Origin of the sequence: Umezawaea endophytica (assembly GCF_025061645.1) — a bacterium.
GTDB lineage: Bacteria > Actinomycetota > Actinomycetes > Mycobacteriales > Pseudonocardiaceae > Umezawaea > Umezawaea endophytica.
In genome coordinates, this window is record NZ_JANYMP010000001.1 from 423,495 (window position 1) to 432,164 (window position 8,670).

Genomic DNA, 8,670 nt, shown 5'->3' on the forward strand with positions numbered 1-8,670 from the left:
TTGTCCTCCTGGGGAAGTGGTCGCGTGCTTCAGATCTCGGGCCAGTCGGCCGGGTCCACCCCGTGGCGGCAGAGGAAGGCGTAGGCGATCCGCTCCAGCCCGATGCCGACGCACCCCGAGTACGCGGGCGACCCGCCCGCGGTCGTGATGTCGAACGCCTCGCCGAACTTCGTGCCGTGCAGGTTGAACGAGCCGACGGAGATCGTGCGCCCGTCGACCACCGGCATCTGGAGCTCGTACTTCATCCTCAGCGCCCGCTGGACCATGGCCCGCTTGGCGTCGGCGCCGTTGGTGAAGAACGGGTCGTTGGCGATCTCCACGTGGCCCGCGAGCCGGAGGTCGTCGACCAGCGAGCACACCGCCGTGACGAGGTTCTGCCGCAGGTCGGTCACCCACTTGCGGCTGCCGAAGAAGACGACCTCCCGCATGGTGAAGTCCCACAGGCGTTCCAGCGTGAGGTGGTAGCGCGACTCGAACCGGAAGATCTTGCCGGTGGCCGTCAGCACCGCGCCCCCGTCCGGCACCCGGCTCCCGGCGAGCTGGTGGTAGGAGTGGTAGCAGACCGTGGGCGACAGGCAGTACCCGATGTGCTCGGTCCGGCTGTCCATGAAGGACGACTTGTCCTCCGCCGCCTCGAACTCGGTCGCGAACCCCTGGTACACGTCGGCGTCGGAGTGGAAGCGGCCGACGGTCATCAGGAACTGCGGGAAGGAGTCGAAGTACCCCGCCCGGTGCAGCGCGGTGGTGGGGATCAGGGCCGGGTACCAGTTGTCGACCGCCCCGAACCCCTCGACGGCCAGCGCGCGCACCCGGTGGTCGATCCGGTACAGCAGGGTCGCCAGCGCTCCGGCCGCGGCGTAGGCCCCGTCGCCCATCCTGGTCACGAGACCGTGCCGCTCCAGGTCGCCGAACTCGACGCGCGAGGCGCGCGGCATCGCCATCGACTGCCACACGGCCGGGTTGTCCTCGACCCCGCCCTGCGGCAGCACGTCCCGGCCCACCACCAGGTTCAGCTTGCGGCCGATCTCGGCCGGGTCGACGTCGACGGCCGTGGAGATCTCGACCTCCCGGACCTCGCCGCCCAGCCCGTGCACGAGGGTGAACCCGTGGATCTCGGACGCGGCGTAGTAGACGCGCTTCGCGAACTCCTCCGCCATGCCCGCCGGTACTCCGGGGGACAGTGCGATCGAGTACTCCGGCATCGGTGCGACTCCTCAACGGCGAAAGCGCTCACTGGTCGACAGCTCGGCGGCTGTCCTGGTCACGGAGGTGCGCGGGGGCGGCCAGCTCGCCGCGCACCAGGTTCAGCAGCGCCGTGCGCGCCGTGTGGACGAAGAAGTGGCTGCCGGGCAGGACGTGGTGCTCGAACCGGCCGGTGCTCTCCGCCGACCACGGCTCCACCCTGGTGTGGGGGACGTCGGTGTCCTCGGCGCCGCTGAACGCGATCACCGGGCAGGTGAGCGGGCTCCCGGACCGGTACTCGTAGGTCTCGAACACCGCGAAGTCGGCCCGGATCGTCGGCAGGAAGTGCCGCAGCAGCCCCGGTTCCTCCAGCACCTCCTCGGGCAGCCCGCCGAGGATCCGGAGCCGCTCGACCACCTGCGCGTCCGTCCCGTCGTGCACCGGCGGGTGCTCCCGCGCGAGCCGGGGAGCCGGGCCGCCGGAGACGAACAGCGCCCACGGCTCGTCCGCGCCGCGCCGCCGGAGTTCCCGCGCCAGCTCGAACGCGACGAGCGCGCCCAGGCTGTGGCCGAAGAGCGCGTACGGCACGTCCAGCTCGTCGGTGATGCCCGAGGCCAGCGCGTCCACGAGCGCGTCGAGCCGGGCGAAGGCCGGTTCCCGCAGGCGGGTCTGGTGGCCGGGCGGTTCGACGGGGCAGACCTCGACGTCGTCGCCGAGAGCGCCCCGCCACGGCTGGTAGACCGAGGCCGCCCCGCCCACGTAGGGCAGGCAGAACAGCCGGACGGCGGGTGCCGTCGGGTGCGGCGGGCCGACGATCCAGCCTCCGGCCCGCCGGTCCGTGCCTTGTGAAGCCATGGGGTGCAAGGGATTCCTCCTCTCGACTACTTGCTGATCTCCGCGTCGACGTCGGGCTGGTCGGTGTCGTCCACGTCGGCGACCGACTTCTCGACCTCGGGCACGGGAACGCGGGCGACGAACAGCGACACGGCGCACAGCGCGGCGGCGACGGCCATCGCGATGTACATGGCCTGGTACCCGAGCACCCCGATGAGCACGGCGCCCGCGGCGATGGACGCCGACTGGACGGCGTCGGTGACGCTGCTGACCGCCGCGTTCGCCCGCCCCTGCATGCGCGAGGGCGTGTACAGGTGCAGCGCGGTGCCGAGCGCGACCATCACGAACGGCAGGCCGAGTCCGAACAGGACCACGCCCGCCAGGAAGAAGGGGACGCCCGGCAGCAGGCAGAACCCCAGTCCCGCGGCGATCAGGACGTAACCGGCACTGGTGCCCCTGACCTCGCCCCACCGCTTCACCGCCGTGCCCGCGATCAGCCCGCCGAGCACGGAACCCCCGCCCTGGAACGAGGTGATCACACCGAGGAACGCGGCCTGCTGCCCGAGGCCCTGGTTCGCCGCGAAGATGGCGGTCTCCAGCAGGCCGACGACGGCCATGAACGCCAGCGTCGTGAGCGAGAGGCGGAGCAGGAGCGGCACGCCGCGGATGAAGCGGAACCCGGCGACGACGGAGGTGAGGAACCGCTCACCGGCGGGCTCGGGCTCGGATTCCACGACCTTGATGGACACCAGCAGCAGGACGGCCACCACGAACGTCCCGGTGCCGAGCACCGCGAGCGAACGGCCGCCGAACGCGACGTACACCGCCGCGCCGAGCGCCGGGGACACGATCCGCACGCCCTGGCTGACGGCGATGATCAGGGACCGCGCCGCCGCCGCGTCGGCGGACGGCAGGACGTCCTTCAGCAGCGCCGGCGAGGCCGGGCTCGCGGAGAGCACCCCGTAGCAGAAGGTGACCACGTAGATGATCCACACCTGCTCCGCGCCGCGCACCGCCAGCAGCGCGAGGAACAGCACGGCCATGCCGCTGTACATGCCGACCATCAGCCGCTTCCGGCTGACCCGGTCGACGAGGTGGCCGAGCAGCGGCGCGAACAGCCCCGGCACCGTGATGGCCAGGAACACCGCGCCCGCCGCGGCGTTGGACCCGGTCAGGTCCTTCACCCAGATGGCCAGCGAGAGGTAGACGGCCGTCTCGCCGAAGCTCGTCACCACCCCGCAGACGAAGAGCCTGCGGAAGCGCGGGTTGGTGCGCAGTAGCGTCCACATGAGAGTTCCCTCGGTGCCGCGGGTGGGGTGGGGCGGACGGTCAGTTCTCGCCCATGGCCAGGCGGAGGCTCTTGGGCCGCATGTCGGTCCACACCTCTTCGACGTGCTCCAGGCACTTCTCCTTGGTGCCGCTCACGCCGACGGCGTGCCAGCCCGCCGGGACGGCCCTGCCGACGGCCCAGATCGAGTACTGCTCCTCGTCGTTGACGACGACGTCGTACTCCGGCGCGGTGGTGGTCGACTCGCTCATGGTGGTTCTCCTCGCTGGTGTTCGGATCGGGTTCAGCCGGTGGGCGCGTTCTCGGTGTCCCGCGCGACCGCGGTGACGAGGGCGCGCAGGGTGGGCTCGGCCAGGAAGTCGGCGAGGTCCACCTCCACGCCGAAGGACTCGTCCACGCGGGCGAGCAGCTTCAGCGCCTTGATCGAGTGGCCGCCCAGCGCGACGAAGCTGTCGTCCGGGCGGGCGTCGGCCGTGCCGAGGGACTCGCACCAGAGCGCCGTGACGGCCTCGGCGAGGGGGTCGTCCTCCGGCGGTGGCCCGGTTTCGCCGTGCGGCGATGGGAGGTCCTCGGGCAGGGACGCGAGCAGCGCGGCGCGGTCGACCTTGCCGTTCGCGTTGAGGGGCAGGCGATCGGTGACGACGACGGCCGGGACCATGTACCCCGGCAGGCGGGTGCGCAGGGCCTCGCCGATCCCGGCGGCGTCGGCCAGGTCGGCGCCACCGGTGACGCAGGCCAGCAGTTCGGTGCTGTCGGCCGTGGCGCGGGCGAACACGACAGCGTCGGTGACGCCGGGCAGTGACCGCAGCGCCAACTCGATCTCACCGAGTTCTACCCGGAACCCGCGGACCTTGACCTGGTCGTCCGTGCGGCCGACGAAGTGGAACGTCCCGTCGGCCGTCGGCCGCACCCGGTCCCCGGTGCGGTACAGCCTGCCGCCCGCGGGACCGAACGGGTCGGGCACGAACGAGGCCGCCGTGAGCGCCGGGTTCCCGTGGTAGCCCAGTGCCAGGCCCTCTCCCCCGACGTACAGCTCGCCTTCGACGCCTGCCGCCACCGGTTCGCCGTGGAGCCCGAGCGCGTAGGCGGTCGAGCCGGAGACGGCCCGGCCGATCGACAGCGGGCCGGGGTCGAGGTCGGCGGGGGTGACCCGCTGGAGGGTGCTGACCGTGGTGTTCTCGGTGGGGCCGTAGACGTTCACGACCCGCGCGGGCGGCTGGTGCGCCATCAGCCGCGTCAGGCGCTGCTCGTCGGCCTTCTCGCCGCCGAAGATCAGCAGCCGGACGCCGCTCATCGCGTCCGGCGCGAAGTCGATCACCGTGTGGAGCAGCGCGGTGGGCAGGCCGAGGACGGTGACGCGCTCCTCGTCGAGGAACGCGCGCAGCCTGGCCGGCGACAGGGCGTCCTCCTTGTCGCCCACCACCAGCACGGCGCCGGAGCCCAGCGCGCCCCACAGCTCCAGGATGGACGCGTCGAACGCCGGGTTGCAGAGGTGGGCGACGCGGTCGTCGGAGTGGTAGACGATGCCCTCGGCGTCGGGCACCAGTCGGCTGATCCCGCGGTGCGGGACGACGACGGTCTTCGGACGCCCGGTGGAGCCGGAGGTGGAGATCAGGTACGCGGGGTCCTCGCCGACGACCCGCACCGGGACCGCCGGGTCGGCGCGGCGGGCGCGGAGCAGGTCCTCCAGGTCGAGGACGCGCAGCTCCGGCGGGAGCGACGGGTGCGACCCGGTGACGAGCACCGCGTCGGCCACGCCGAGCAGTGCCGTGCGGACGCGGTCCGGCGGCTGGTCGGGGTCGAGCGGCAGGTAGGCGCAGCCCGCGTAGAAGATGCCCAGGTACGCGCACACCGAGTCGATCCCGCGCGGCAGCGGGACGGCCACGACGCCACCGCGGCGCAGGCCCGCGGCCCGCAGGCCGGTGGCGATGGCGACCGCCCGCTCGTCGAGCTGCCGGTACGTCAGCTCGACGCCCCGGTGCCGCACCGCGGGCGCGTCCGGCCGTTGCGCGGCGCGCAGGCGGACCAGTTCCGGGATGGGCCGCAGGCCGCCGGTCGCGGCGCGGTCCGGGTCGGTGTGGGACGTGGCGGCGGTGGGCGGGCGGCCCGGCAGGCTCAGCGGCGCGTCCGGGCGGGCGAACGCGGCCCGCGCGGCGTCGACCAGTCCGGTGTGGACGTCCACGGCCTTCTCCGCGGAGAACAACCCGGTGAGGTACTCGAACTCGGTGGTCGTGCCGTCCGGCCCGCGGGTGACCGACCACAGCAGCTCGTACTTGGCCGTGCCCGTCGGCAGCAGCTCGCGGTGCGCCACCAGCCCGTCCAGCCGCAGCGCGGTGCCCGCGGCGTCGAGGTAGGTGAGACCGGCCTGCACGAGCGGCGCGCGGGCGGGGTCGCCGCCGGGACCGAGGTCCTCGACGACGGTCTGGAACGGCACCCCCCGGTGGGCCAGGGCCTCGGCGGTCGCGCGCCGGACCTGGCGGGCCAGGTCCCTGGTGGTGGTGCCGTCCGGGAGGAGCAGCCGCAGCGGCACCGGGTCGACGAACATCCCGATCTCGCCGCGCTGCTCCGGGGTCCGCGAGGAGGCGGCGATGCCGATCACCACGTCCCGTTCGCCGGTCAGCGAGACGAGGCCCGCGACGTAGGCGACGATCCAGGTCATGAACGGGCTGAGGCGTTCACCGGCCGCGAGGTCCGCCATGCCCGCCAGCAGGTCCTCCGGGCAGGCCAGCGCGTGCACGGCGCCCGCGCTGCCCGGTGACGCCGTCCGCGGCAGGTCGTGCGGCAGCGCGATGCCCCGCGGGGCGCCGGCGAGGGTGCGCCGCCAGTAGGCGCGGGACTCGTCCTGATCGAACAGCCGCGAGGACGTCCCGGCGACCGCGTCGGCCCTGGGCCCGACCTCGGCCCCGGAGTACAGGCGGCCGAGGTCGTCCTCCAGCACGGCGAGCGAGGCGCCGTCGCACACCAGGTGGTGCACGGTGAGCAGCAGCAGGTCGTCCTCGTCGCCGCGGTCGACGGCCAGCGCGCGCAGCAGCGGCGGGTTCGCCAGGTCGAACGGGCGGCGGGCGTGCTCGTCGATCAGCTCCCGCACGGTCGTCTCCGGCAGGCCGAACGCGTCCAGCCAGCGGCACTCGACGGTCGCCGCGGCCGACGTGACCGCCCGGCCCGGTGCCTCGAAGCCCCGGCGCAGGGCGTCGTGCCGGGCGACGAGCGCGTCGAGCGCGGTCCGCAGCCGCGGCACGTCGACGCGTCCGGGAACCCGGTACAGCGCGGCGATGTGGTAGGTCGGCGAGCCGGGGTGCAGCCGTTCCGCGAACCACAGCCGTTCCTCGGCCGGGGTGAGCGGACGCTCCTCACCCGCGGGCCGGGGGTCGGTCAGGAACGACAGCAGCCCACCGAACTCCGGGTGCTGGTACACGAGGTCGAGGTCGAGATCGGTGCCGGTGAGGGCCCGCAGGCTGATGGCGGTCTCCACCGCCAGACCGGAGTCGCCGCCCGCCTCGAAGAAGTCGTCCTCCGGGCTGACGTGGTCGACGCCGAGCATGGCGCACCAGATGCCCGCGACGGCCTCGCGCAGACCGTCGGGCCGCTCAGTCATCCGAGCCTCCCGCCACGGGCTCACGGACGACCAGCCAGTCCCCGATCGCCAGCGCGTCGATGGTGGAGCGGGCGTAGGTCTCGACGGCTTCGACCGGGGTGCGCACGATCGGCTGGCCGCGCAGGTTGAACGAGGTGTTGAGCACGACCGGCGTGCCGTGGTCGTCGCCGAACCGGCGGATCAGCGCGTGGAAGCGCGGAGCCGACTCCTGCTCGACGACCTGGACCCGCGCGGAGCCGTCGACGTGGGTGATCGACGTCAGCCGCTCGCGGTACCGCTCGCGCACCTGCGTGACGAACAGCATGTGCCGGTAGCGGCTCTCCTGGCCCTCCTCGATCTCGAAGTACTCCCCCGCCTCCTCGGCGATCACCGCGGGCGCGAACGGCCGGAACTCCTCGCGCTGCTTGACGACCGCGTTCAGGTGCTCGCGCATGTTCGGCGCGGTCGGGTCGGCCAGGATGCTGCGGTTGCCGAGCGCTCTCGGGCCGAACTCCATGCGCCCCTGGAACCAGGCGACCACGGAGCCCGATCCGATGAGGACGGACACCTCCTTCAGCAGCGACTCGCCGGGCAGGCGGCGCACCTGGTGGCCGGGTCCCAGCGCCGCCACGGCCGCCTCGACGTCGGCGTCGCCGAACTCGTCGCCCCAGTAGGGCATCCCCATCGGCTGGGGGTCGGCGGGGACGTGCTCGCGCAGCACGTGCAGCGCCGCGCCGAGCGCGGTCCCGTCGTCGCCCGCCGCGGGCTGGATGAAGACCCGGTCGAACAGGCCGCTGCGGGAGATGAGCCCGTTGGCGGTGCAGTTGAGCGCGACACCGCCGGCCAGGCAGAGGTTCGAGGACGTCGGTCCGCCCTCGATCCCCTCGCGCAGCACGAAGAGCAGCCCCTCCTCCACCGCCCGTTGCAGCACGGAGGCGATGTCCATGTGCCGCTGGGTGATCGGCGCGTCCGGGTGGCGCGCGGGCCCGAACAGCTCTTCGAGGCGGCGGATCGCGCCGCTGTGCGTCTCGCGCTCGGCGGGTGTCCGGTCGTGGGCCAGCAGCGGCACGGCCAGCGCGCCGCCCGGTCGGACCTCGACCAGCTCGACGTCCGGGAAGGCGCCGGTGTCGCCGTAGGGCGCGAGCCCCATCACCTTGTACTCGTCCATGCCGGGCAGGAACCCGAGGTACTGGGTGACGACGCTGTAGAGGATGCCGAGCGAGCTGGCGATCGGGTACGTGCGGAGGGTTTCCAGCGTGCTGCCGCGTCCGGCGAACAGGGAGGTCGACTCCGCCTCGCCCATGCCGTCGGCCACGAGCACCACCGCGTCGGGGAACCCGCTCAGGTGGTAGCTGCTGGCGGCGTGCGCCAGGTGGTGGGGTACGCGGACGAGCTTGCGCTCCCAGTCCTGGTCCGGGTAGTGCGCCCGCAGCACCTCGAGCTGGACCTGCTCGCTGTAGGCCTCCCGGTACCAGCGCCGGAGGTTGTCGTCCAGCTCGAAGGCGGGCGATGGCTCGTAGCGGAACCCGTGCGCGACGAGGTCGACGTCGTCCAGCGTCACGCCCGCCATGCGCAGGCAGGCCTCGATGGCGTCCACGGGGAACGCGCCGGTGCCCTTCACGCCGTCGTGGCGCTCCTGCGCCGACGCCGCGACGACGCCGTTCTCGTCGACCAGCGCGGCGGCCGAGTCGAGGCCCTGCACCAGGCGCTGCTCCCGCCAGTCGAGTCCGGGCGTCAACCGCTTCTTGAGCGCAGCGGTCCGGTCGAGCCCGCTGAAACCGAGGACCAGCAC

Annotated in this window: 6 protein-coding genes; all 6 read right to left on the reverse strand. The window is 73.2% G+C overall.

Going from position 1 to position 8,670, the window contains the following annotated elements; all coding sequences use genetic code 11:
• Positions 1-29 precede the first annotated feature (29 nt).
• Genes NZH93_RS01775 through NZH93_RS01800 form a run of 6 tightly spaced genes read right to left on the reverse strand, consistent with a single transcriptional unit; the run spans position 30 to position 8,670 of the window.
• Positions 30-1,202 carry a class-II aminoacyl-tRNA synthetase family protein gene (locus NZH93_RS01775; protein WP_259621077.1) on the reverse strand — a complete coding sequence of 391 codons (1,173 nt, stop codon included), beginning with the start codon at positions 1,200-1,202 and terminating at the stop codon, positions 30-32.
• Between the two features lie 28 nt (positions 1,203-1,230).
• Positions 1,231-2,037, reverse strand: a complete 807-nt coding sequence (locus NZH93_RS01780; RefSeq protein ID WP_259621078.1) for a thioesterase II family protein — start codon at positions 2,035-2,037, stop codon at positions 1,231-1,233.
• Positions 2,038-2,063: 26 nt separating this feature from the next.
• Positions 2,064-3,305 carry an MFS transporter gene (locus tag NZH93_RS01785; RefSeq protein WP_259621079.1) on the reverse strand — a complete coding sequence of 414 codons (1,242 nt, stop codon included), beginning with the start codon at positions 3,303-3,305 and terminating at the stop codon, positions 2,064-2,066.
• A gap of 40 nt (positions 3,306-3,345) precedes the next feature.
• Positions 3,346-3,555, reverse strand: coding sequence for an MbtH family protein (locus NZH93_RS01790; protein WP_259621080.1), 210 nt, complete (start codon positions 3,553-3,555; stop codon positions 3,346-3,348).
• Between the two features lie 32 nt (positions 3,556-3,587).
• On the reverse strand, positions 3,588-6,899 hold the full coding sequence (locus NZH93_RS01795) for a non-ribosomal peptide synthetase (protein WP_259621081.1): 3,312 nt from the start codon (positions 6,897-6,899) through the stop codon (positions 3,588-3,590).
• A complete protein-coding gene (locus tag NZH93_RS01800) occupies positions 6,892-8,670 on the reverse strand; it encodes a carbamoyltransferase family protein (protein ID WP_259621082.1) in 1,779 nt (592 codons plus the stop codon). Before NZH93_RS01800 ends, NZH93_RS01795 begins: the two co-directional genes overlap by 8 nt.

What these genes read in the sequence shown, in the direction of transcription:
- NZH93_RS01780 (WP_259621078.1), bottom strand. Translation starts at nt 2,037, where the DNA reads ATGGCTTCACAAGGCACGGACCGGCGGGCCGGAGGCTGGATCGTCGGC.
- NZH93_RS01785 (WP_259621079.1), bottom strand. Translation starts at nt 3,305, where the DNA reads ATGTGGACGCTACTGCGCACCAACCCGCGCTTCCGCAGGCTCTTCGTC.
- NZH93_RS01790 (WP_259621080.1), bottom strand. Translation starts at nt 3,555, where the DNA reads ATGAGCGAGTCGACCACCACCGCGCCGGAGTACGACGTCGTCGTCAAC.
- NZH93_RS01775 (WP_259621077.1), bottom strand. Translation starts at nt 1,202, where the DNA reads ATGCCGGAGTACTCGATCGCACTGTCCCCCGGAGTACCGGCGGGCATG.
- NZH93_RS01795 (WP_259621081.1), bottom strand. Translation starts at nt 6,899, where the DNA reads ATGACTGAGCGGCCCGACGGTCTGCGCGAGGCCGTCGCGGGCATCTGG.